This is a genomic window from Methyloprofundus sp., assembly GCF_965251085.1.
GTDB lineage: Bacteria > Pseudomonadota > Gammaproteobacteria > Methylococcales > Methylomonadaceae > Methyloprofundus.
On the sequence record NZ_OZ252594.1, the window covers coordinates 1,101,096 to 1,124,757 of the forward strand.

Here is a 23,662-nt window from a genome sequence, read left to right on the forward strand (position 1 = left end):
TACGGGGGGTTAACCATCGGCAATATTTTGCAGAGCATCCAAATCATGAATTGTAATGCTCAGGCTTTGACCACCTAGAGATAGGATGCCCTGTTTTTTCCACTGGTTTAATTGTTTATTAACACTTTCACGCGTGACACCTATTTCATTGCCTATCACCTGTTGTGATTTTTTCCAGTCGATAAACAAACCATTCTGAGTTTGTTGACCTGATTGTTTTGCAGCCTTTAATAATAACCGTGACAGACTCATGGTAACCGGCAATAAGCCCACCGTTTCGACTCTATCGCTGGTATCTATGAGCTTATGACATAAGACTTTCAATAGTTAAACCTAGAAAAATCAGTTGCTCACGCTTTCTAGCACAAGCAACTGATTTTTCTAGGTTAAATGGTAACTTCTGGATTTTGTTTTAGGAAATCATTCTGCTTGATGGCGAGTAAGGTGCATTGACCAATTGCTGTAGCCGAGCGTTCTATATTATTTATACAGGCAATTTCACCCAACATTTTCCCTGCATAAATAGTGTTTAATAGCACGTCTGCTGGCGGCGGGGTAGTTTATTCAGGTAGTCATTTCGGCGATATATCCGCGCATATGACTGTCGATCTAACAGCGATGCTTGCTGAATGGAATTCACTTGCGGGGAGTGAAATTAAGCAACTGGATTAGACATCGGTCAGTAATCCGGTGTATCGCGATTACTCTCTCCTCTTTTCAGGACTTTGGATTGCTGTGCGTTTAGCAAAGCTTCCAGCACTTCATCTACCACATTCAAAGGGTCGTGGCCTTCATACTGGGATTTTACATCTACCAGATACTGGGTCAGGTTATATAGCCTTAGAGAAAGTATCTGGGCTATATTCCAGATAACATTGGGGTGTTTTTCAAGGAATTTCCGAGGTTGTTCTATACAATAAAACTTTGAGTCCTGAACGCATTGCACAGAAACAGAATGTTCTATGTCGAGCATGATCGACATTTCACCTAATACCGCACCATTATCAGTTCTTTTGGCGACTTCATAGCCATCTTTTAGAATTTTGACAGCACCTTTGTGCAAAAAATATAAGCAATCAGTTTTTTCCCCCTGAGTTAACAGAAATTCTCCACTAGATAGAGATATTAACGGAAATTCTTGGAGGCTAGCTTCAATATCATTCATTTTAATCCTGAGACTTAAGGTCGGGTTCAATGCTGATACTTGAGATATATTTCGCAGCAATAGAGCTTGATGTATTTTTTAAATAGTATCCTGTGCTTATCTAAATCAGTCAAGTGATAGAGCTATAAAATACCCACTATTAATACTGAAATTAGGTTATGCTTTTTCTAAATTAATTTCGGGTGTCATTTTAGGGTGCTGTGACTTGGCAGTAGTATAGTTGATTAAGGTATAAATACCTTAGGTTGAGTCTGTTTTGTTCGATAGAATATTCGACAAACTTGATAATGCTATCTAATAAGACTTTTTTACCTTGGTAAATTTTTCAGGATCCTGCTGAATAGTGTTTACAAATGAATTGCCAGGATCCTGTAAATGGAATGATTCGACATCATGAATAAAGTGCAACACAAAAATAATATTATGAAAAATATCTTCAAAATCATTGCTTACTCATTTGTAACTACTCAGCGTATCTGATAGTTACGAAATTAGATTGTATATTCCCAGCCAGGCACCAGAAAAGCAGGTATTTGATAAAAAACACCCTGATGGAACAAGCGTTTTTGTAGGATGGGCAAAGGAGGTACGACGTGCCCATCATGTTTTCGTTGATGGGCACGGATGAAGCCCTTTGCCCATCCTACAGAGTTTATTTTGCTGTAACTACTCAGCTTGTCTGAGTAGTTACACTCATTTAAAGCTAATACTAGACCAGGATGCCCTCCTTGTTGGTGATGGCAGTCAATTTATGCTGCATTTTGTAAACTGAAAAAGTATCTCATGAAATCGTGAATATGAGTCAAGGGCAGCGGGTGACCAAAGGAGCCTATCATATACAAAACGTAAATGCATACCACCACTGCTTTCATGGTGTAGCAACAAAGTATTTACCTAATTATTTAGGTTGGTGCAGAATTCTGGATCAGAATCACAATATAACTCCTGAGAAATTGTTGCATTCTGCTCTGGGTGATTTTCAATACTTAGGGAGATGGAAAGAAATAATCATCCAAACGAAGTAAGCTTGTGTCTCAATAATTTATAATAATGAATTCTGAATTTATTCTCACACTAGGCAGATAAGCTTGTTGATATTAACAGATAGCATTATAGGTTGGATTATAAATACAGCCCATCGTTTAAAAGGCTCGGTACGTCGTATATTCATGGCTGAAACGGTGGAGCTACTAGGCTCAGGTGGTGCAAGTATTGCTGAAGAAAAACTAGGATGGAATAGAGGCACTATCCGAAAAGGACAATATGAACTTGAAACTCAGCCCATAGAAGATAATTTTTCAGCGAGAGGGCGTAATAAAAGTGAAGAGCATTTTCCTCATCTACTTGATGACATAAAAAAAATTGCTGAACCGGAGTGTCAAACGGATCCCTCTTTTAATTCCTGTCGATTATATACCCGGCTAACGGCTAAAGAAGTTAGAAAACGTTTACTGGAGATTGATTATTACGATGAAAAAACATTACCTTGCTCAAAAACTATCAATACAAAATTAAATGACCTGAGTTACCATCCAAAAAAGGTACAAAAAACAAAGCCTCATAAGAAAATCAAGGAAACGGATGCAATTTTTGAACAAGTTCATTCAGTCAATGGAATGGCAGATATCAACCCAAAAGAGATTCGTATATCAATTGATGCCAAAGCAAGAATGAATATAGGAAATTTTTCACGGGGAGGACGAAATCGGGTTTTAACAAAAGCAGAGGATCATGATTTAGATGTTAAGGAAAAGTTAACTCCTTTTGGTTTTTATCTGCCTGAACATGATGATTTTTTCCTTTTCTTTACAGCAGGCTATGCCAGCAGTGATTTCATCGTTGACCGATTGGAAGAAATTTGGCCAGAAATTCAAGAAAAATATGGAGTAGATATTCTGACACACACGCTGACAATGGTATGGAGAACAGTAGCTCCAGAACTCAGTTTATAAAAAGGCTTGTGGAGTTTGCTGAAAAAAGCAACATAAAGATAAAACTGGCCTACTACCCTCCTTATCATAGTAAATATAACCCAATTGAACGAGTATGGGGAGCCTATGAAAATCATATTAGTGGCGACATAATGGATACAGTTGAAACAACTTTAAAATTTGCCAAAAGTATGACCTACAATGGCAAAGCACCTATTGTTAAATTAACAGAAAAAATATATGAAACAGGAGTAAAGGTAGGTAAAAAAGCAATGAAGACGTATTATCAGTTTGTTGACCGAATGCCATCGTTGGAGAAATGGTTTTTGACCATTTCTCCTGGTTGTTCTGGATGATTATTTCTTTCTTTCCATCTCCCTTAACGGTGACATAGCCATTTAAAAAGAGGATTAAGAAGCTCCAGTAAACTAATCAACAATTTTAATTTTACAATTTTAGCGATACTGATAGAGTACTTGAATGGTGTGAGAATAAGGTATTATTGAATGATCAGGAGGGTAGTGGGTTAAGTTAGTGAACTAGAAAAGCATTGGAAAAGTAGTTTTTAAGTGCCGGAATGGAGTAGCATGAACTTGAATATCTAAACACTCAGGTAATTTAGTGTGCTTTAGTACGGTTGAATATATTTGCCACAATAGAGATTCGGCAGATTCAATGTTTTTTATTCTTCAACCTAGAAAAATCAGTTGCTCACGATTTCTAGCACAACATCTTCAGTCCACCGCACTTCCAAAAAAAGTCCGCCTAACCTACGGGTGAAGCTAAAATTTTTTGAAAGTGTTATATTAATTCAATATCTTGCACTATAAATTCGTGCTCAACTGATTTTTCTAGGTTCTAGGTGAAGTAGAAGTTGCAGTAGAAAAGGCTGATATAGATTGATTTCGGTTAACCACAATGGTCGCAGGAGTGTGCTTTTGTGAGGTATCATTAGTTAGCGGTCAAATATGTTCGGCAGATATTATTGCACTCACCAAAACAGAGTGTCTTGTAATTCCATTTGCAGTTCTTCAGGGAGAAATAAAATCAAAGCCTTGATCAATCTCGCCAATTATCTAGCACGAAGAATAAGGCACCTGGAAACAAATAATCATCCAACTTTACTAGTCTTTTTGTCTGTCATTAGCACTGTAGAAATAGTTACGTAGCCAGCTATGGGAGCGGCCGACAAGGCTGCAAATCTTGGAGGGTGAAAGTCCTTTCACCGTCAGTTGCCCGATAACGGACGGTTAGTATATCCCCTGTTCAGCGAGGTAACAGACTGAAATATGCGGGGAAGTAAAAGCCCTGACTGCCTGGAGTTGAGAAATTCTGCGGTAGGAGCAATTTGGGGGGCGAGCAAATCTGCGGGCTGGAACATTAGAGAATGACTGCAGCCTCGAAAACTACGCCACACAGAAGTTGCAGTGTGGGTTATTGCCAAGCGCCGACCAGTTCATAGCGCTGGGAAGGCCGTTGTCTTGTGGGAAGAAACGGGTAAATGCACCATGAGAGCAGCCGGGGTAGGGGTCCTTGCACGCAGAGAAAGGTTTGTAGAGATAACGTCGGGAAGATCCTACTTCCAGCAGGGGTTGACAGCAACCTGCAAAGACCTTATGTTCAAGGTTAATTCCGTAGGCATAAGGAGGATTTAGGATTGTCGCATGAGTTCGTATGAGCGATGAAGGCAGGGTAACTCCTGCTGACGGGGTGCTGGATGCCTCGGTGTGAAAGATAACGCCTTGAACATGCAAAGGGACTCTGGGCGCTTGATAGCCTCTTGAGTACTCGGACAATGTAAGGCCGAGGAACATATTAGAGGTAACCTTGGAAGTAAATCAAGGAGCAGAGGGGTGTATGTGAGTCAACACTTAAGCTTCATGCTCTTTGGGAAGGCGACTGAAGGTATTAATCAAGGTCAGAACCGGACTCGGGAAAACCGACCGTCCGGGATCGTAGGGGGGCTTGCGGAAACGTGATGTATGGTCAATAGCTATTTGCTACTAATCTGGAAACAGAGGATACCATGGATAAACTATTGGCCTAAGCCTGCGCGCGCCGTATTTCTACCCCGACCGCCTACTGCTACAGCACTAATGACAAACAAAAATTCTGCCCAAATATTGGACGCTTATTTATTTCCAGTTACCTAAGAGAAGATACTCGATTGTTTCAGGAATTAAATTAATAACAATATAAACCTAGAAAAATCAGTTGCTCACGTTTTCTAGCACAAGCTATTGATTCCACAGCACTTTCAAGAAATCTCCGATTAACCTACGGGTGAATATAAGATTTTTTGAAAGTGTTATATTAATTCAATATCTTGCACTATAAATTCGCGCTCAACTGATTTTTCTAGGATAAACATTAATGACCCAATAGGAACAAATTTTATGTGGCAACTTATTCTTGCAGACTTAGTTGGCCTTTGGGTCGTTATTGACCCTATTGGTACGATTCCTGTCTTTATTTCAGTAACAAAAAACTTAACTGCAAAACAACGCAGACAAACCGCATTTAAGGCTATTGCCTTTGCCGCATTAATCCTGATGTTTTTTTTATCGGTAGGTCAGACTTTACTGGAAGCGTTAGATGTTCAACTGGTTTCTTTTCAGATTACTGGAGGAATTATCTTGTTTTTGTTTGCGCTTACTATGATTTTTGGTGAGTCTAAACCGCAACAGGAAGAGCAGATGGAATTAGAAGCGGGGATGGATTGCGCGGTTTTTCCGCTTGCTATGCCCTCTATTGCATCACCAGGAGCTATGCTTGCTGTGGTGGTTTTGACAGACAATACCCACTATGACCTCTATAGTCAGGTGGTTACCGCTTCTGCAATGTTAATAGTATTGTTGATTACTTTATTATTATTATTACCTAAATCCTGCAAGCCCATATTTTGACTCTCATTAACCTGTCTAGCTAAGTGGTTATTAGGTTTTTACTGCCGCTTTGCCAGCCCTCTTTGTCCAACCGATCAAAATATCCAGATTTAAATCATAAATAGAGGAAATTTTTTGTATCGTATGGATATCCCCCGAGCCCAAGGCAATAAACACCCTGCCAACGTGCCATGACCTTTTAATCAAAGTGACTTAACTTCGGTTAATGTTAAGCGAGTAACCCCACCTTAACCCAATCATCCCATTCCTGTGGATAGAGCGGACCTGCAGGTGTTCTGACTCTCAGCTGATTATTGCCTGTGAGTAATTTTCCAGCCACCCGAATCAGATAAGTACGAAGTGTATCCGGCTCCCATTGGCACAACGTTTTGTTGCCACTCAATTGAGCCATCCAGCGCACGGTATTGTAGGCAAGAACGGCGCAATGAAATAATGCGGCATTAGCCAGAAATTGATTCGTTCTGATTTTACCTAAACCCATTTGTGATTTTGCTTCTTCAATCCATGTTTCGCACGTCGCTCGTTCACCATACTTCTTATGTGTTTGCCAAGGCGATAGAGGTTCAGTTGTTACATAACAAAAATAGTCATATTCTGCCGTATCCCAAAGCTCGGACTGAGGTCCTGTCACTTGTTTAGGTTGCTTTATCCTGACCGCGACAAACTGACGAGAGCGAGACCAGCCACCACAACGATATTGAAACTCGCTCTGCTCCCAACCGGGTCGGCCTTGTATGGCTGTCCAGGCCTGTTTGGCCAGCAATGCGTTCAAATTCTTAAGTTTAACCTTTATTAGATACCCATGCCCTCTGGTATCGAGAAATTCAAGCAAATCACCGACAAAATAACCACTGTCACCGCGAAAAATAATGCGCATCCGATTGGGCAAGTGTGCAAGTAACTGTTTGGTAAATTCTACAACACCATTGCTTGTAAAGGCATTGCCTGTCCGGAACCAGGCTTGTAAAATTTCTTTTGTTTCCGCTAGAAAAGCGAGTTGTGGATGGTATGAACGGGCACCTTTCTTTTTGGGGTTGAAGCCTTTGGCACTTCCTTCTTGTCGACCACAAACGGTGTCCACAGTTGAATCGACATCGACCCACTGGACGGATTGTATGCCAGTTTTCGATTTTCCGGAACGAAGCAATCGCCGCCAGTGTTGACCACGCAAAGTATGCGTGAGCGTTTCAAACTGGCTTATCTGCCTATCACTTACTTCTTTAAAGATCCGTAAAATTGTGGTTTCAACAGGAATCTTTATCCAGCCAGCTACTTTGCGCAGTACGCTATCTGCCCATACGGTCGTCACCTTTGCCATTGATGTTGCTCCCCCCATCATGCCAACCAACGTCAATAGAACCACATCAGATAAGTGATGGTCTGCATTTTCACCCCGCCGATGTGGAACGCTTTGTTTTACGGTTTTTTCAAAACCTATCCTGTCTAAATATTTCACGACGGGAATCAGTCCCGCCTGGCTTGTCAATCCATGTGCTGTAGATGTCATTTTTACCGTTCGGGTACGGTTTCTTACGTGAGATGAGGATTTTGATACTTTAGAGGGCTTCATTAAAACAATGAGATAGTGAAATCAGGAAAATGATATTATATCATTGTTTAATAAGGAGTTTTGTGGATTATTATGTATAATGCTTGCAGGATTTAGGTATTATTATTAAGTGCGGGCTGGATTTTACGTATTATTGGTAAATCGGGGGCGGGTATTATCAGTCGTGTGATGGGGCTGATTCTAGCTACTGTAGCAACAGAATACATCTTATCAGGATTGAAACAGTATTTTCAGTCTGTTTAAAGGGAGCCAAAATGATGACATTAAGGAACGACAATTCAATAATACCCGAGTCTGACTTGTCTTTTGACTCCACAGCCGCGCCAGAAAAACAGTTGCGTAGCCTGCTATGCGCCTGTGTTTCTAACACGACTGTGAAGCCAAAATTCTGCGTCATACTTGCGGATATTATTAAATCCTCATCCCTAAGTTGTAGACGGACATTAGTATCTTTGCTTTGCAGTTTTGTATTAACGGCTTGTGATGATTTAAAACTAGGTAAAGATGTGTTACCTGCAAATAGTATGGAAGATAGTTCATTCTTTTACCCTTTAAAGGATAATAATCTAACGCTCACTCAAGAAAAGAGTATTTATGTCCCTGTATATTCGGAAATTTTTGTTGCCGGAGGCGGCAAGTTGAATCTGGCAATCACTTTAAGTATACGCAACACTGACTTTGAATATCCACTCGTGGTAAAGACAGTGAATTATTACAATACGGCGGGTAAATTAATCGAAAATTATCTTCCTGTGCCTTATCTTCTGGAGCCCATGGCATCTACGCATTTTTTTGTTAGTCAGACTGATGCGCGCGGTGGTGCAGGTGCGAATTTTATTGTCAATTGGGCAGAAAATTCAAAGGCCAATTCACCTGTTATCGAAGCTGTGATGGCTGGTTCTACTGGAACTCAAGGCATGTCTTTTACTAGTTCTGGAAGAGAAATAAACAAGAGTCAGCGGGTTCCCTTGGTTTCAAAAAGTGAATAGCTGGGTTTTTTTTGGTCGAGTACAACCTAATTATTTTTCGTAACACTGATAAATAACTTATCCTCGAATATAAACCTAGAAAAATCAGTTGCTCACGTTTTCTAGCAGAAGCTCTTGATTCCACCGGACTTCCAAAAAAATGTCCGCTTCACCTATAGGTTAAGCGGACATTTTTGAAAGTGTTATATTAATTCAATATCTTGCACTATAAATTCGCGCTAAACAGATGTTTCTAGAATTATACAAATCGTCTGGCCCTTTTTAATACAACTCTTTACGAGAATTTAAATGACTCAATATGATTATGAACTGTTTGTCATTGGTGCTGGTTCCGGTGGTGTACGTGCAGCGCGGATGGCCTCTGGGTTAGGGGTTCGTGTGGCTATTGCTGAAGACCGTTACTTGGGAGGCACTTGTGTCAATGTTGGCTGCGTGCCGAAAAAGCTGTTTGTGTATGCCTCACATTTTCGTGAGGATTTTAGGGCTGCAGCGGGGTTTGGCTGGTCTGGTATTCAGCCTGAATTTGACTGGGCACATTTGATGGCGCAGAAAAATAAGGAAATAGGGCGCTTACAGGGTGTTTATGAAGGCTTATTAAATAACTCGGGCGTGACCTTATATGAACAGCAGGCCAGTGTTGTAGACGCACATACGGTTCGAGTGGGTGAGCAATTACTTACATGTGAGCGTATTCTGCTTGCTACGGGAGGCTGGCCATCGGTGCCTGATATTCCGGGTAAAGAGTTTGTGGTCACCTCAAATGAAATGTTTGCCTTACAGCAATTTCCCAAACGTATGGTTATTGTTGGTGGTGGCTATATTGCCGTTGAATTTGCCGGGATTATGCATGGTTTAGGTGTAGAGACGACCCTTTGCTATCGTGGCGATAAAATATTGCGTGGCTTTGACGAAGATATCCGCGATTTTGTCGCAACTGAAATGCAGAAAAAAGGCATTAATATTTTGTTTAACACGCAAATTAAGGCCATTACGAAAAATGGTGATTCTTTTACTGCACAAACGGATCAGGGGCCAACTCTGGAACCTGATTTAATCCTATATGCTACGGGCCGTTCGCCAAATACCTCTGGTTTAGGGTTAGAAGACCTAGGTGTAGAGCTGAATAATAAAGGCGCTATAAAAGTTAATGAACACTACCAAAGCAATATTACTTCAATTTATGCTCTGGGTGATGTGACTGATCGCATGAATTTAACACCGGTTGCAACAGCAGAGGCTATGGCCCTGGTAAACCAGTTATATACTGAGCAATATACCCCTGTTGATTACGATAATATTCCGACTGCTGTGTTTTGCCAACCAAATGTAGGCACTGTAGGGCTGAGCGAAGCCGAAGCCAAAAGCCGGCATGCGGATATTGATGTTTATAAATCCGTATTTACGCCTATGAAACATACACTATCTGGTTTAGATGAGAAAACCATGATGAAAATGATAGTCAGGCGTAGTACGGATCAAGTATTAGGTATACATATGGTGGGTCCTGAGGCAGGGGAAATTATCCAAGGTATAGCGGTTGCTATTCGTGCGGGTGCGACTAAAGCTATCTTTGATTCTACTATTGGAATTCATCCGACTGCGGCAGAAGAATTTGTGACTATGCGGTCACCGATCAGTAAATAAGTCTTAAAAGCTAATCTGTGAGAGTAAAACTGTGAACTGTGTTTCATTTTAAGTATAGAAAAACCTTGCTGCATTTGCATAAGACTAAATATGGGATAAACTTCAAGTGCAAAAAACAAGATGCACTTATTTAGGCACCTGGAAATAAATAAGCGTCCAATATTTGGGCAGGATTTTTGTTTGTCATTAGTGCTGTAGCAATAGGCGCACAGCTGGCTACGAAACTATTGCTACAGTGCTAATGACGGACAAAAAGACCAGAAAAGTTGGATGGTTATTTGTTTCCAGGTTCCTTAGTTGAACTAAGAGATAAAAATAAGTGCTCAATATTTCAATTTTTTCAAGGGACTTTGTAATGTATATCCATCGCTTTAGAAGCTTTTTTATTAGCCTATCATTATGCCTCTGTTTTGGCTCAAGTGTGTCTGCGCATGTCAATGAACATGGATTAAAGCATATTTCGGGTTATGTTTTGAGTGGCGAAACGCCTATTGAAAGTGCTGAGGTAAGTTTATACAGGGCAGGAGTTAGCATGGGCATGCTTCTAGGTAAAACGACGACTGATAAGAATGGGCATTACGCTATCAGCTATGCATTGCATGCGAAAGCACAAAAGCAGTCACGACATAATATGCACAAATCAGGTCCTGTGCTGTACCTGATAGCGGAAGGAGAAAAGCGCGGGCCAAGTCAAAGTCCGATTAAACTGGCCGCAGTTCTGGATAGTTCAAATATTCCAGCGGAAGTTTATATCACCCCACCTAGTACAGTTGCTACCGCTTATGCAATGGCGCAGTATACGAATGGACAAAACATAGGCGGCAAGAATCCGGGATTGAAAAATGCGGCGGGTATTGCACAAAACCTGGCTGATTTGAGTAACGGTGAAGCTACCGAATTACTCAAGACAGAGCCTAATGGACGCTTGACGTTTACTTTGCAGATTTTTAATTCGTTGGCAAATATGTTGGATGCCTGTATACAAGATGCGCAAAATTGTACTGCCTTGTTTAATGCTGCAAAACCTCCGCGTGGCCCTGAACCAGAAAACACCTTTGCGGCGATGACCATCATAGCGCAAAATCCTGGCTCACAAGTTGTCGAACGATTTATTGTTTCTTTGTTATCAACACAATATCAACCTGCACTACGCCCGGGATTGAAACCAGACGTTCCAAAAGTTAATAATGTGACACCGAATGCCTGGATATTAGCAGTTCGTTATAAAGCAGATGGACAGTTAAGCGGCCCCGGGAACCTGGCATTTGATGCCAAGGGTAATGTCTGGATAAATAATAATTTTCAGTTCAGTGACAAACAAACGCCAGAGCCTCCTCTGTGTGGTAGTACTCAAGTATACAAATTAACACCCACGGGTAACAATGCTCCGGGATCTCCTTACGGTACTAATGATGGCAGTGGGTTGAATTCAGGTGGACTGTACGGCTCAGGCTTTGGTATTGCTGTGGGTCCGGATAATAGTGCCTGGATAACTAATTTCGGTTTTAAGACACCTAACTGTACTGAGGACCCTGAATTATTGGCGGTAAGTGTCTCAAGATTTAGCTCGAAAGGAGAAAGGCTTTCACTCCCTGATGGTGACCCGCAAAACAATATTCCCGGCGGTTATGGTTATGATGGATCTGGTAATTTACTACAGCCGCAAGGTATTACTTCAGACCTGGCGGGTAATATTTGGGTTGCAAACTGTTCTAACCAGCCAGTAGCTGGAACTAACCGGAATGTTAGTACCTAAATCCTGCAAGCATTATACATAATAATCCACAAAACTCCTTATTAAACAATGATATAATATCATTTTCCTGATTTCACTATCTCATTGTTTTAATGAAGCCCTCTAAAGTATCAAAATCCTCATCTCACGTAAGAAACCGTACCCGAACGGTAAAAATGACATCTACAGCACATGGATTGACAAGCCAGGCGGGACTGATTCCCGTCGTGAAATATTTAGACAGGATAGGTTTTGAAAAAACCGTAAAACAAAGCGTTCCACATCGGCGGGGTGAAAATGCAGACCATCACTTATCTGATGTGGTTCTATTGACGTTGGTTGGCATGATGGGGGGAGCAACATCAATGGCAAAGGTGACGACCGTATGGGCAGATAGCGTACTGCGCAAAGTAGCTGGCTGGATAAAGATTCCTGTTGAAACCACAATTTTACGGATCTTTAAAGAAGTAAGTGATAGGCAGATAAGCCAGTTTGAAACGCTCACGCATACTTTGCGTGGTCAACACTGGCGGCGATTGCTTCGTTCCGGAAAATCGAAAACTGGCATACAATCCGTCCAGTGGGTCGATGTCGATTCAACTGTGGACACCGTTTGTGGTCGACAAGAAGGAAGTGCCAAAGGCTTCAACCCCAAAAAGAAAGGTGCCCGTTCATACCATCCACAACTCGCTTTTCTAGCGGAAACAAAAGAAATTTTACAAGCCTGGTTCCGGACAGGCAATGCCTTTACAAGCAATGGTGTTGTAGAATTTACCAAACAGTTACTTGCACACTTGCCCAATCGGATGCGCATTATTTTTCGCGGTGACAGTGGTTATTTTGTCGGTGATTTGCTTGAATTTCTCGATACCAGAGGGCATGGGTATCTAATAAAGGTTAAACTTAAGAATTTGAACGCATTGCTGGCCAAACAGGCCTGGACAGCCATACAAGGCCGACCCGGTTGGGAGCAGAGCGAGTTTCAATATCGTTGTGGTGGCTGGTCTCGCTCTCGTCAGTTTGTCGCGGTCAGGATAAAGCAACCTAAACAAGTGACAGGACCTCAGTCCGAGCTTTGGGATACGGCAGAATATGACTATTTTTGTTATGTAACAACTGAACCTCTATCGCCTTGGCAAACACATAAGAAGTATGGTGAACGAGCGACGTGCGAAACATGGATTGAAGAAGCAAAATCACAAATGGGTTTAGGTAAAATCAGAACGAATCAATTTCTGGCTAATGCCGCATTATTTCATTGCGCCGTTCTTGCCTACAATACCGTGCGCTGGATGGCTCAATTGAGTGGCAACAAAACGTTGTGCCAATGGGAGCCGGATACACTTCGTACTTATCTGATTCGGGTGGCTGGAAAATTACTCACAGGCAATAATCAGCTGAGAGTCAGAACACCTGCAGGTCCGCTCTATCCACAGGAATGGGATGATTGGGTTAAGGTGGGGTTACTCGCTTAACATTAACCGAAGTTAAGTCACTTTGATTAAAAGGTCATGGCACGTTGGCAGGGTGTTTATTGCCTTGGGCTCGGGGGATATCCATACGATACAAAAAATTTCCTCTATTTATGATTTAAATCTGGATATTTTGATCGGTTGGACAAAGAGGGCTGGCAAAGCGGCAGTAAAAACCTAATAACCACTTAGCTAGACAGGTTAATGAGAGTCAAAATATGGGCTTGCAGGATTTAGGTAGTAGTATCACTCGCTATCCACAAGGTGATCCTGATAGGGTCGAGAATTACCTATTTCCAGCTAGAGATTTTGACAAACCATTTGCTGTTGCAATAGATCACCAGAGGCATGTCTGGGTGACGGGTAACAAAACGCGTAATGTGCTTGAGCTAGATCACAATGGTATAAAAGTAGGCGACTATATCTCAGGGGAAAATATCAAACGACCGATGGGAATTGCTGCGGATAGCGAGGGTAATCTATGGTTTGCCGATGCCGGACGGCCTAACCCACCTTGTCCTGCCATTCTTTCTGAGGATGATGTGATTGGCCCTGATGGTTCGAGGAATAAAACCGCTGCAGTCACATTGATTCGTCATCTAGGTGAGAAGCGCGAGGTAACTACCTTCGGTAAAACTATCGATATGCCGCGAGACGGTTTGCGATGGCCCTGGGGCATTGCTGTCGATGGCAAAGACAATGTCTGGGTGGCTAACTTTGCAGGCAAGCGAATTATGCAATTATGCGGGGTAAAAGAGCAAAACTGTCCACCGGGAGTGCGTACGGGTGAGCCTTTTTCGCTAGATGCTGGTTATGCCAGCGATGCCTTGAAGCGCGTTACGGGCATTCAAATAGATCCTTCAGGTAATGTCTGGGTAGTTAATAACTATGAAGAAATTGGCTTGCTTCCTCCAGGTTTAGAGAACCCGGGCGGGCATGAAATTGTCGTATTTATTGGACTTGCTGCACCTGTTAAAACACCATTACTAGGCCCAGTGCAGCAGCCGTAAATAAGCAATGAACCTTAAATCTTATATTGAATCGCTGGTTTCGGCTATTTTCTGGCATGGAAACTAACAATTTTCATTGGTTTTGTTTTCAATCGAGTCTGACCCTTTTGGTTTTTTTTAATAGAATGTAGGTTACGTACGTTAATATTAATGCTAAAAACTATAGTAACTACTCAGCGTATTTATTTAACCTGAAAAATCAGTTGAGCGCGAATTTATAGTGCAAGATATTGAATTAATATAACACTTTCAAAAATTTTAGCTTCACCCATAGGTTAAGCGGACATTTTTTGGAAGCTCTGTGGAATCAAGAGCTTGTGCTAGAAACCGTGAGCAACTGATTTTTCTAGGTTTAATGGGGCACAGGCTTTAGCCTGCATGGAAAACAAGATAAAGCCTGCGCTCCAAATCATTGATAAATAGATAATTATTCCTGATTACGTACAACTCTCAGCCATAAGAGAATAAAACATTAAAAACAGTATATTAAAAAACTCGTCATTCCGAAAGTCTACCCAGCCAAGCGTGGGCACAAGCTTTATCGGGAATCTATGCTTAACCTACGAGATCCCTGCTAAAAGCATGCAGGAATCACGGCTACGCACTTAAGGCGGGACACCGTAGGCTGGGTTAGATTTTTTTAACGAAGTAAAAAAACGTAGTGTGACTGGCATGATAGTCAGCTAGTTGGTGAAAGTCCAGCCTTTGCCCTGTGAGAAGGGAAGAAGTAGGCGAAAGCAAGGGTGTCCAAAGAAACTCTCCATAGCTACCCAACAGGGAACCACGGTTATAGAGAGCCAATGCGGAATCTGAAGGAAGCTCTAGCCAAATCAATCACCTAAGCGAAAGTGAACCTTTGTAAGGCGGCAATCAGGGGGTAAGGTGTCTGCAACCACCAAAGCCCGACATTCTCACCGTAACGGGTTGTCGTATTGAAGGTAGGTAGATTGAGAAACGGGTGACTATCTTACCCAGTGAGGAGCCGTCGGATTTGGGTCGGAGTAACTGCGACTCTTTAAGCCCTAGGCGCTGCAGCAATGTAGTCGTTATGGACCGAGGGTTTTCAGATGAAGCCATAGTAATCGTAAAGTTCGGTGCCGATGAATTCATGGTGACATGGATGAGGGCAAAACATCGAATCAGCAACAGGGTGTTAGAGGTGAAGGGCGGAACACGTAAGCGGTCACGGCCGTTGATTATAGACTGGTGGTATGACATCTGCCTGAAAGGAGCAACTCACTATTCACAACGTATACTGTGAACGAATGGATTGTGCGAGATGCATGAAAGACCACTGCAAACGAAAGAGTAAAATGAACCAAAGAGACCTATTTGAAGAGGAACCAAGACTTTTCGAAAACCTATGCTCAACATTGTACTTGACTATAGGATTTGAACAGGTAAAGAAGAACAAAGGCAAGCCTGGAATAGACGGGATAAGCATAGTGGACTTTGAAGCCAGTTTAGACGAAGAGCTAAGCCAGCTGCAACAGGAACTGACAGACTGGACTTACAAACCCTCGCCCGTACGTCGAGTAGAAATACCTAAGCCGCAAGGCCAGGGAGTACGACTACTTGGCATACCGACGGTACGAGATCGAGTGGTACAAGCAACCATGAAAATACTACTAGACCCTATTTTTGAGCGGAATTTTTCACAGCATAGTTACGGCTTTATCTCAGGACGAAGTCAGCACCAAGCCGTGCAAATGGCTCAACATATAATAAAAAGTGGTAAGCCCTATGTGGTAGATATTGATTTATCGAAGTTTTTCGATCGAATCCACCACGACCGGTTAATAGCCCGAATGGGAGAGAAAGTATCGGATAAACGGATACTTCGTCTCGTAGGGATCATGTTGCGAAGCGGTGTCATGATAAAGGGTGTCGTTACCTCAAGCGAAGAAGGGGCGGTACAAGGAAGTCCACTAAGCCCTTTACTGAGCAACATAGTTCTGGATGAACTGGATCAGGAATTGGAAAAACGCGGACTTGAGTTTTGTCGATTCGCAGACGACTGTAACATCTTTGTCAAATCGCAAAAAGCGGCAGATAGAGTCATGGAAAAAGTCAGCCAATTTATCGAAAAGAAGCTAAAACTGAAAGTGAATCGGGATAAAAGCCAAGTGGCCAAATCCGAGAAGGTCAAGTTTTTGGGATTTACCGTGGTAGACGGGACGATTGCGATTGCGCATAAAGCCCTGCAATCCGCCATGGATAAAGTCAAAGAACTGACCCCAAGAGGCACTCATCAGACTCTGGAAACAACACTAGACGAGATCAATCAATGGTACGTGGGTTGGTCAAACTACTACAGTTTGACCTATTACCCCGCGCAACTAAAGAAAATTGAAGCGCATATAAGGCGACGATTACGATCAAGGATAGTGGATCAACAAAAGAGGAAAAAGCACCTGTATCGAAAACTGATCAAACGAGGAGTACCGCGAAAACAAGCAGGGAATGCCGTATTCTCAAACAACAAACGGTGGGTGTTATCAAATGCGCGAGCAGTGACGAAAGCCTATCCGAATAGTTGGTTTATAAAAGAGAAAGGGCAGGAAATACGATCTGACCGAAGGGTGAAGCATTGGTTTGAGGTTTCTCAATGGATAAGTCTTGCGTGAGGAGCCGTGTACGGACCCGTACGCACGGTGCTGTGGGCAGACGGAGGCTGCGGCCTCCTCTGACCCGATACCCAGCAAAGCCCCGTATACGTAAAGTGCTGGGTTACGTTATCTGCGCTTCGTTAGATAAGCTAACCCAGCCTACATTGCTTTGTCCCGTTTTAAAATGGTAGCTGGAATGACGGAGTCTAGCTGAGAGTTGTGGGTAATCAAGTAATTATTTGGCATTTTTACAGACTGAGTAGTACAAAATATAAGCCACTAAATAGTAGCATTAGAGTATTTACGTTTGTCATAAAAGCTTCAAAAAACCTTCATCAATTTGTCATACAAGATCACTATCCTTTCAGTTTGAAATAAATACGCGATAAGAAATTGAATAATACTGCTTTTTTATTGTTACTGAGGGGTAAGAAAAATGAAACTGATCTATTCTGTGCATAAGTATGATGTTTTTATGTTCAACCGCCTTATTAATGCAAGCTTTTATCATAATCTTGCAACAGCAGCGCGCTATATATCACGAACGGGGGATGGTTATTTATATTTGCTTTTAGTCACTGTACTGTATTTTAAAGATGGCTGGCAAAGTCCTTTTTTACAAACACTGCTGCTGGCTTTTTTAATGGAACGGCCGATATATTTTGTACTGAAAAACGGTTTTAAGCGCAACCGCCCGCAGGCTGCAATAAAAGAATTTCATAGTCTGGTCACACCTTCTGATAAATTCAGCTTTCCTTCCGGGCATACCTCTGCCGCATTTATGGTGGCGATTATTTCCGGCTTCTTTATTCCTGTCTTGTTATTACCTTTATTACTCTGGGCGGCATTAGTCGGATTTTCCCGTGTGGTGCTTGGAGTGCATTTTCCTACTGATACTTTGGTGGGAATGATTCTTGGTATTAGTGCCGCAACCTATAGTTTAAATCAAATAATTTTATGAAAATATTTTATGGAGTACAGGGAACCGGTAACGGTCATATTACGCGTGCGAGAGTGATGGCAAAGGAATTGTTTGCTGCTGGGTTTGATGTCGATTTTCAGTTTACCGGTCGCCCTAGTGATCAGTTTTTTGATATGCAGGTTTTTAATGGCTATCAACATAAGGAAGGTCTGACTTTTAATACAGATAAAGGTCAGGTGAATTATATTAAGTCTGTGTTGCAAGCTAAACCCATAACCTTTGTCAAAGATGTTAAAGGACTAGATTTATCTGCCTATGATCTGGTGATTAGTGATTTTGAACCAGTAACAGCTTGGGCGGGTAAAACCAAAAAAGTAAAAGTATTGGGTATTGGTCATCAATATGCTTTTGGCCATGATATTCCCCGTACCGGATCCGATCCACTGGCCGATCTGGTGATAAAGAATTTTGCTCCCGTAAGTACCGGTATTGGGTTGCATTGGCATCACTTTGATCAGCCTATTTTGCCGCCTATTATTGATACTCCAGATTTCCCTAAAAGTACTGTAAAAAATAAAATTGTTGTTTATTTGCCCTTTGAAATTCAGCATGAAGTAATCAGGCATTTATGCCCGTTTAAAAATTTTCAATTTCATGTTTATTCACCGGTCCCTGTGGAAAGTAAATATGAACATATTACCTAAATCCTGCAAGCCCATATTTTGACTCTCATTAACCTGTCTAGCTAAGTGGTTATTAGGTTTTTACTGCCGCTTTGCCAGCCCTCTTTGTCCAACCGATCAAAATATCCAGATTTAAATCATAAATAGAGGAAATTTTTTGTATCGTATGGATATCCCCCGAGCCCAAGGCAATAAACACCCTGCCAACGTGCCATGACCTTTTAATCAAAGTGACTTAACTTCGGTTAATGTTAAGCGAGTAACCCCACCTTAACCCAATCATCCCATTCCTGTGGATAGAGCGGACCTGCAGGTGTTCTGACTCTCAGCTGATTATTGCCTGTGAGTAATTTTCCAGCCACCCGAATCAGATAAGTACGAAGTGTATCCGGCTCCCATTGGCACAACGTTTTGTTGCCACTCAATTGAGCCATCCAGCGCACGGTATTGTAGGCAAGAACGGCGCAATGAAATAATGCGGCATTAGCCAGAAATTGATTCGTTCTGATTTTACCTAAACCCATTTGTGATTTTGCTTCTTCAATCCATGTTTCGCACGTCGCTCGTTCACCATACTTCTTATGTGTTTGCCAAGGCGATAGAGGTTCAGTTGTTACATAACAAAAATAGTCATATTCTGCCGTATCCCAAAGCTCGGACTGAGGTCCTGTCACTTGTTTAGGTTGCTTTATCCTGACCGCGACAAACTGACGAGAGCGAGACCAGCCACCACAACGATATTGAAACTCGCTCTGCTCCCAACCGGGTCGGCCTTGTATGGCTGTCCAGGCCTGTTTGGCCAGCAATGCGTTCAAATTCTTAAGTTTAACCTTTATTAGATACCCATGCCCTCTGGTATCGAGAAATTCAAGCAAATCACCGACAAAATAACCACTGTCACCGCGAAAAATAATGCGCATCCGATTGGGCAAGTGTGCAAGTAACTGTTTGGTAAATTCTACAACACCATTGCTTGTAAAGGCATTGCCTGTCCGGAACCAGGCTTGTAAAATTTCTTTTGTTTCCGCTAGAAAAGCGAGTTGTGGATGGTATGAACGGGCACCTTTCTTTTTGGGGTTGAAGCCTTTGGCACTTCCTTCTTGTCGACCACAAACGGTGTCCACAGTTGAATCGACATCGACCCACTGGACGGATTGTATGCCAGTTTTCGATTTTCCGGAACGAAGCAATCGCCGCCAGTGTTGACCACGCAAAGTATGCGTGAGCGTTTCAAACTGGCTTATCTGCCTATCACTTACTTCTTTAAAGATCCGTAAAATTGTGGTTTCAACAGGAATCTTTATCCAGCCAGCTACTTTGCGCAGTACGCTATCTGCCCATACGGTCGTCACCTTTGCCATTGATGTTGCTCCCCCCATCATGCCAACCAACGTCAATAGAACCACATCAGATAAGTGATGGTCTGCATTTTCACCCCGCCGATGTGGAACGCTTTGTTTTACGGTTTTTTCAAAACCTATCCTGTCTAAATATTTCACGACGGGAATCAGTCCCGCCTGGCTTGTCAATCCATGTGCTGTAGATGTCATTTTTACCGTTCGGGTACGGTTTCTTACGTGAGATGAGGATTTTGATACTTTAGAGGGCTTCATTAAAACAATGAGATAGTGAAATCAGGAAAATGATATTATATCATTGTTTAATAAGGAGTTTTGTGGATTATTATGTATAATGCTTGCAGGATTTAGGTGATAGTTATTTGCACTATGCCGTTTTGTCAATATTAATCAAAGCTACTTGATTTTTCTAGGTTCAGGGGGGCTGAGTGAAAGGGCATTTTTTTATCTATACATGAGAAGTTTTAAATCATGTGAATACACACAATAAACCTAAATTTTTGCAAATGATATTCTTCCAGTAACAAAAGTGAGTTAAAAATATTTCCCAGTAACTTAGGAACGCGCATGGAATAAGTTGAGCATCTGGCGCAGGATTTTTATTCGTATTCAAGACGTAGAAACAGGCACATAGCCAGCTACGTAACAGTTTCTACAACGCAGAAGACGGATAAAAAGACAAGCCAGTTGCTTAAGTTATTTCGTGCGCGTTCCTTATTAAGGATGAATAAAATTATGGCAATTTTTAATTGCCTCACTGTGTGCCTTTACGGTAGCAGCTATTGTTGGTTTGCTGATGGCTATTGACCTGTTCAGGGGACGCCCCACATCTCGCCTGTCTATATGCTTCATGCAGGTATGGCTGGTTTGGGTGCGTTGCTCGCAATAGGGGCAGCACTGACAGGAGACGACCGGGTATACGTGAATATTACGATGGTTGTGGTTATCATGGTCTTGGGTTTTCTGGCAGTTTCCAGACGTTTCAAGACAGGTAAAGTGCAAAAAGGCTTAATTCTTGGTCATGCGGGTTTAGCCGTTACCTGTTATTTACTATTGGCGGCTACGGTACTAGGGCTAAATATACAGATCTAGGGTAGTTTGTTCTGGTATTTACCTGGATGTTAGGGCAGGTCGTTAGCTTTCTTCAAGTCGAGAAAGAAAACAATCCTGCCCTTTCTCAGTTATGGGCTTTTGTTCTGCGATAAGTCTCCTGAATTATAAACGCGTCGCTACTGGCTCTGTGCCTAGTTAAGCTAAGGTCTTTGATGACTTCTATTTTTGTTTTGTGCCAGTGTTCCATCTGGTATTCATCAAGGATAAATTCCAGTGCACTGATGCAAAAAGTATTGTTTATTCTTGCGGCAGCAAAAAGTTCTATTAACCAGGGTTTATCTACCACCCAGCCATCGCTATAGACCGTTTTACCCTCTAGAAATTCATTTATAGCTATTGCAACTTGAAGCGCAGGTTTACCTCTTTGTTGTAATATTTCTTTGCTAATATGATGAACATGTTCGGCTTCTTCGCTCCAGTGAGTCCAGTTAAGTTCTGGCTTGATTAAGCTGCAATATTTTTCACCGCTACTTAAGACAATCCCAATTTCAATGGGGTAACTAGTCCCGCCAAAACCCGAAGCTTCAATGTCGATAATATTAGGGATCATTTATTATTCTTATTTTATGTTGAAATTGATAGCATAAATTAACAGCAAATAAACACGATAGCTAATATTGTTTGAACCATGCCTATCCGGTTGACACAGGTTGATCCTCTGAGGTTCATATTCAACCTCCGGCTCTTGCTGCTGGTTGCACTCAACAGTCTGCTGGAGACAGCCGCCCGGATGGATGCACCGACTTAGAGGGCTTGTACGAAAGCGGGCAGGCACATCCGAAGCTGGCGAGATCCATATAACCTGTGCTAACCGGATAGGCATGGTTTGAACCAAGAAATTGTGGGCAACTGATTTTTTAGGTTGAATAGAAATGAACGGATTCTGGTGATTATGACTATGGAATAAATTTTGCTTATTATATGCTGATGTTTAAGCTAGAATATTGCCAGTCAGATAGTCAGTTTTTTGGCTGGATGATTTTTTTAAGTAGAACCCTGATCCGGTTGAGACGAGTTATAGTATTTATCAAGTATGGAATGTAAAGATATCAATGAGTAAGGTTTTTAATTGGCCCGTACGTGTCTATTATGAAGATACCGATGCGGGGGGCGTAGTTTTTTATGCCAATTATTTGAAATTCTATGAACGTGCCCGAACAGAGATGTTACGTGACATGGGCTTTGAGCAAGATGAGTTGATCACACAACAGGCGGTTATATTTGTCGTCCGTTCGGTACAGGTTGATTATCTAAAGCCAGCCAGATTTAATGAAATGCTCAATGTGACCGCTTCTTTAAGCAAGATTAAAAGTGCTAGTTTAACTTTTGAACAAACAATCACCCGCAATGACGATCTCTTAAATACAGCAAGTATTCGTATTGGCTGTCTGGATTCAGAAAGCTTACGCCCAAAATTAATTCCCGATGCTCTCAAACAAGCCATAAGCTATGAATAACGATTTATCAATTTTTTATTTAATTACCCAGGCCAGCGTAGTCGTACAGCTGGTGATGCTGCTTTTATTAATGGCATCGGTAATTTCCTGGACCTTTATTATCGCCAAGCGTAAAGAGTTAAAACGAGCAGTCAGAGTTACTGAAGAGTTTGAATCCAAGTTCTGGTCGGGGGGCGATTTAAGCCGCTTATACACAGAATTAACGGCGCAAGGAACACAGACAGAAGGGCTGGAAAAAATCTTTGTTGCTGGCTATAAAGAATTTTCACGCATGCACAAACTAAATGGCGTACTGCCTTCTGAAAAGGTAGATAATGCACAACGCGCTATGCGTATAGAACTTGCTCGCGAACTTGATAAGCTGGATGAAAGTTTATCTTTTTTAGCGACAGTCGGCTCAACCAGTCCTTATGTCGGGTTATTTGGTACCGTATGGGGAATTATGAATTCCTTTCGTTCCTTATCCACTGCAAAACAGGCAACACTGGCACAAGTTGCCCCGGGTATTGCCGAAGCGCTGGTGGCAACAGCTATAGGTTTATTCGCCGCTATTCCTGCTGTGATAGCCTATAATACCTTTACTACCCGAATAGAGCGTTTATCAGGGCGATATGAATTATTTATTGATGAGTTTGTTGTCTTATTACAGCGACAGGCGCATGCATAATGGCTAAACGCTCACGTAGAAAACCTATGGCGGAAATTAATGTCGTGCCGTATATCGATGTGACCCTGGTTTTATTGATTATTTTTATGATCACTGCACCTTTGATTCAATCAGGCGTTGATGTGGATTTACCCCAGGCAGATGCCAAGGATATAAGCCTGGAAGACTTACCTAGCCCGGTTATTATTACGGTGACTAAAGAAGGCCTGTTTTATATTGATTTAGGTAATGGTGAAGATGATGATGCCCCCGTCTCTGCTACTGAAGTGTTACACTTAACTAAGGCAGTCAGATTAAATAAACCGGCAACGCAGGTATATATTCGTGGGGACAAAGAAGTTGAATATGGAAAAATCGTCACTATAATGGCCGCCTTAAAAGAAGCGAAAGTGCCTAATGTTGGTTTAATGACGGAAAATTTTTAGACGGAT

20 protein-coding genes and 2 pseudogenes are annotated in these 23,662 nt (G+C 41.9%); 16 read left to right on the top strand and 6 right to left on the bottom strand.

Going from position 1 to position 23,662, the window contains the following annotated elements; translation table 11 throughout:
- Positions 1-9: 9 nt before the first annotated feature.
- From ACQY3F_RS05110 to ACQY3F_RS05120, 3 genes are all read right to left on the bottom strand, one after another.
- Positions 10-324, bottom strand: a complete 315-nt coding sequence (locus ACQY3F_RS05110) for a Crp/Fnr family transcriptional regulator (RefSeq protein WP_428353863.1) — start codon at positions 322-324, stop codon at positions 10-12.
- Between the two features lie 62 nt (positions 325-386).
- On the bottom strand, positions 387-539 hold the full coding sequence (locus ACQY3F_RS05115; protein WP_428353864.1) for a hypothetical protein: 153 nt from the start codon (positions 537-539) through the stop codon (positions 387-389).
- Positions 540-679: 140 nt separating this feature from the next.
- Entirely contained in the window at positions 680-1,165 is a 486-nt protein-coding gene (locus tag ACQY3F_RS05120; protein ID WP_428353865.1) for a Crp/Fnr family transcriptional regulator, read from the bottom strand.
- Positions 1,166-1,856: 691 nt separating this feature from the next.
- Here ACQY3F_RS05120 and ACQY3F_RS05125 point away from each other — a divergent pair.
- From ACQY3F_RS05125 to ACQY3F_RS05135, 3 genes and pseudogenes are all read left to right on the top strand, one after another.
- Positions 1,857-2,190: pseudogene (locus ACQY3F_RS05125) on the top strand (hypothetical protein); the annotation flags it as partial.
- Positions 2,191-2,256: 66 nt separating this feature from the next.
- Positions 2,257-3,452 (top strand): ISAzo13 family transposase gene (locus ACQY3F_RS05130; RefSeq protein WP_428352995.1). Its coding sequence is split into 2 segments (ribosomal slippage): positions 2,257-3,064 and positions 3,064-3,452, totalling 1,197 coding nucleotides; the frame shifts between segments, so codons are not numbered across the junction.
- A 2,040-nt stretch (positions 3,453-5,492) separates the two neighbouring features.
- Positions 5,493-6,002, top strand: a complete 510-nt coding sequence (locus ACQY3F_RS05135; protein WP_428353866.1) for a MarC family protein — start codon at positions 5,493-5,495, stop codon at positions 6,000-6,002.
- 208 nt (positions 6,003-6,210) lie between these two features.
- On the opposite strand, the gene ACQY3F_RS05140 is transcribed toward ACQY3F_RS05135, so the two are convergent.
- Positions 6,211-7,572: an IS1380 family transposase gene (locus ACQY3F_RS05140; RefSeq protein WP_428352976.1), complete on the bottom strand. Its 1,362-nt coding sequence runs from the start codon at positions 7,570-7,572 to the stop codon at positions 6,211-6,213.
- A 111-nt stretch (positions 7,573-7,683) separates the two neighbouring features.
- Between ACQY3F_RS05140 and ACQY3F_RS05145 the strand changes: the two are divergent.
- From ACQY3F_RS05145 to ACQY3F_RS05185, 9 genes and pseudogenes are all read left to right on the top strand, one after another.
- Positions 7,684-7,815 (top strand): annotated as a pseudogene (locus ACQY3F_RS05145) (MarC family protein); the annotation flags it as partial.
- An 11-nt stretch (positions 7,816-7,826) separates the two neighbouring features.
- Positions 7,827-8,561, top strand: coding sequence for a DUF3124 domain-containing protein (locus ACQY3F_RS05150; protein ID WP_428353867.1), 735 nt, complete (start codon positions 7,827-7,829; stop codon positions 8,559-8,561).
- Between the two features lie 288 nt (positions 8,562-8,849).
- Positions 8,850-10,205, top strand: a complete 1,356-nt coding sequence (gene gor / locus ACQY3F_RS05155) for a glutathione-disulfide reductase (RefSeq protein ID WP_428353868.1) — start codon at positions 8,850-8,852, stop codon at positions 10,203-10,205.
- Between the two features lie 355 nt (positions 10,206-10,560).
- Entirely contained in the window at positions 10,561-11,961 is a 1,401-nt protein-coding gene (locus ACQY3F_RS05160) for a hypothetical protein (protein WP_428353869.1), read from the top strand.
- 92 nt (positions 11,962-12,053) lie between these two features.
- Positions 12,054-13,415: an IS1380 family transposase gene (locus ACQY3F_RS05165; RefSeq protein WP_428352976.1), complete on the top strand. Its 1,362-nt coding sequence runs from the start codon at positions 12,054-12,056 to the stop codon at positions 13,413-13,415.
- A gap of 215 nt (positions 13,416-13,630) precedes the next feature.
- Positions 13,631-14,422: a hypothetical protein gene (locus tag ACQY3F_RS05170; RefSeq protein WP_428353870.1), complete on the top strand. Its 792-nt coding sequence runs from the start codon at positions 13,631-13,633 to the stop codon at positions 14,420-14,422.
- 1,313 nt (positions 14,423-15,735) lie between these two features.
- Positions 15,736-17,049: a group II intron reverse transcriptase/maturase gene (gene ltrA / locus ACQY3F_RS05175; protein ID WP_428353786.1), complete on the top strand. Its 1,314-nt coding sequence runs from the start codon at positions 15,736-15,738 to the stop codon at positions 17,047-17,049.
- 418 nt (positions 17,050-17,467) lie between these two features.
- Complete coding sequence (locus tag ACQY3F_RS05180; protein ID WP_428353871.1) at positions 17,468-17,992, top strand: phosphatase PAP2 family protein; 525 nt, start codon at positions 17,468-17,470, stop codon at positions 17,990-17,992.
- Positions 17,989-18,657, top strand: a complete 669-nt coding sequence (locus ACQY3F_RS05185; RefSeq protein WP_428353872.1) for a glycosyltransferase family protein — start codon at positions 17,989-17,991, stop codon at positions 18,655-18,657. Before ACQY3F_RS05180 ends, ACQY3F_RS05185 begins: the two co-directional genes overlap by 4 nt.
- 230 nt (positions 18,658-18,887) lie before the next feature.
- On the opposite strand, the gene ACQY3F_RS05190 is transcribed toward ACQY3F_RS05185, so the two are convergent.
- The gene (locus ACQY3F_RS05190; protein ID WP_428352976.1) at positions 18,888-20,249 is read right to left on the bottom strand and encodes an IS1380 family transposase; all 1,362 of its coding nucleotides are present in this window, start codon (positions 20,247-20,249) and stop codon (positions 18,888-18,890) included.
- Positions 20,250-20,861: 612 nt separating this feature from the next.
- On the opposite strand from ACQY3F_RS05190, the gene ACQY3F_RS05195 reads away from it, so the two are divergent.
- Positions 20,862-21,086: a hypothetical protein gene (locus ACQY3F_RS05195; RefSeq protein ID WP_428353873.1), complete on the top strand. Its 225-nt coding sequence runs from the start codon at positions 20,862-20,864 to the stop codon at positions 21,084-21,086.
- Between the two features lie 85 nt (positions 21,087-21,171).
- Here the strand turns inward: ACQY3F_RS05195 and ACQY3F_RS05200 are convergent, their stop codons facing one another.
- Positions 21,172-21,657: a hypothetical protein gene (locus ACQY3F_RS05200; RefSeq protein WP_428353874.1), complete on the bottom strand. Its 486-nt coding sequence runs from the start codon at positions 21,655-21,657 to the stop codon at positions 21,172-21,174.
- Between the two features lie 502 nt (positions 21,658-22,159).
- Here ACQY3F_RS05200 and ybgC point away from each other — a divergent pair.
- From ybgC to tolR, 3 genes are read left to right on the top strand one after another with little or no spacing between them, the layout of a single operon-like run.
- Positions 22,160-22,564, top strand: a complete 405-nt coding sequence (gene ybgC, locus ACQY3F_RS05205; protein ID WP_428353875.1) for a tol-pal system-associated acyl-CoA thioesterase — start codon at positions 22,160-22,162, stop codon at positions 22,562-22,564.
- Positions 22,557-23,231, top strand: coding sequence for a protein TolQ (tolQ, locus tag ACQY3F_RS05210; protein ID WP_428353876.1), 675 nt, complete (start codon positions 22,557-22,559; stop codon positions 23,229-23,231). Before ybgC ends, tolQ begins: the two co-directional genes overlap by 8 nt.
- Complete coding sequence (gene tolR, locus ACQY3F_RS05215) at positions 23,231-23,656, top strand: protein TolR (RefSeq protein WP_428353877.1); 426 nt, start codon at positions 23,231-23,233, stop codon at positions 23,654-23,656. Before tolQ ends, tolR begins: the two co-directional genes overlap by 1 nt.
- The last annotated feature ends 6 nt before the right edge of the window (positions 23,657-23,662 follow it).

Coding starts and splice junctions, on each gene's coding strand:
- ACQY3F_RS05120 (WP_428353865.1), bottom strand. CDS start 1,165: ATGAATGATATTGAAGCTAGCCTCCAAGAATTTCCGTTAATATCTCTA.
- ACQY3F_RS05135 (WP_428353866.1), top strand. CDS start 5,493: ATGTGGCAACTTATTCTTGCAGACTTAGTTGGCCTTTGGGTCGTTATT.
- ACQY3F_RS05140 (WP_428352976.1), bottom strand. CDS start 7,572: ATGAAGCCCTCTAAAGTATCAAAATCCTCATCTCACGTAAGAAACCGT.
- ACQY3F_RS05150 (WP_428353867.1), top strand. CDS start 7,827: ATGATGACATTAAGGAACGACAATTCAATAATACCCGAGTCTGACTTG.
- gor (WP_428353868.1), top strand. CDS start 8,850: ATGACTCAATATGATTATGAACTGTTTGTCATTGGTGCTGGTTCCGGT.
- ACQY3F_RS05160 (WP_428353869.1), top strand. CDS start 10,561: ATGTATATCCATCGCTTTAGAAGCTTTTTTATTAGCCTATCATTATGC.
- ACQY3F_RS05165 (WP_428352976.1), top strand. CDS start 12,054: ATGAAGCCCTCTAAAGTATCAAAATCCTCATCTCACGTAAGAAACCGT.
- ACQY3F_RS05170 (WP_428353870.1), top strand. CDS start 13,631: ATGGGCTTGCAGGATTTAGGTAGTAGTATCACTCGCTATCCACAAGGT.
- ltrA (WP_428353786.1), top strand. CDS start 15,736: ATGAACCAAAGAGACCTATTTGAAGAGGAACCAAGACTTTTCGAAAAC.
- ACQY3F_RS05180 (WP_428353871.1), top strand. CDS start 17,468: ATGAAACTGATCTATTCTGTGCATAAGTATGATGTTTTTATGTTCAAC.
- ACQY3F_RS05185 (WP_428353872.1), top strand. CDS start 17,989: ATGAAAATATTTTATGGAGTACAGGGAACCGGTAACGGTCATATTACG.
- ACQY3F_RS05190 (WP_428352976.1), bottom strand. CDS start 20,249: ATGAAGCCCTCTAAAGTATCAAAATCCTCATCTCACGTAAGAAACCGT.
- ACQY3F_RS05200 (WP_428353874.1), bottom strand. CDS start 21,657: ATGATCCCTAATATTATCGACATTGAAGCTTCGGGTTTTGGCGGGACT.
- ybgC (WP_428353875.1), top strand. CDS start 22,160: ATGAGTAAGGTTTTTAATTGGCCCGTACGTGTCTATTATGAAGATACC.
- tolQ (WP_428353876.1), top strand. CDS start 22,557: ATGAATAACGATTTATCAATTTTTTATTTAATTACCCAGGCCAGCGTA.
- tolR (WP_428353877.1), top strand. CDS start 23,231: ATGGCTAAACGCTCACGTAGAAAACCTATGGCGGAAATTAATGTCGTG.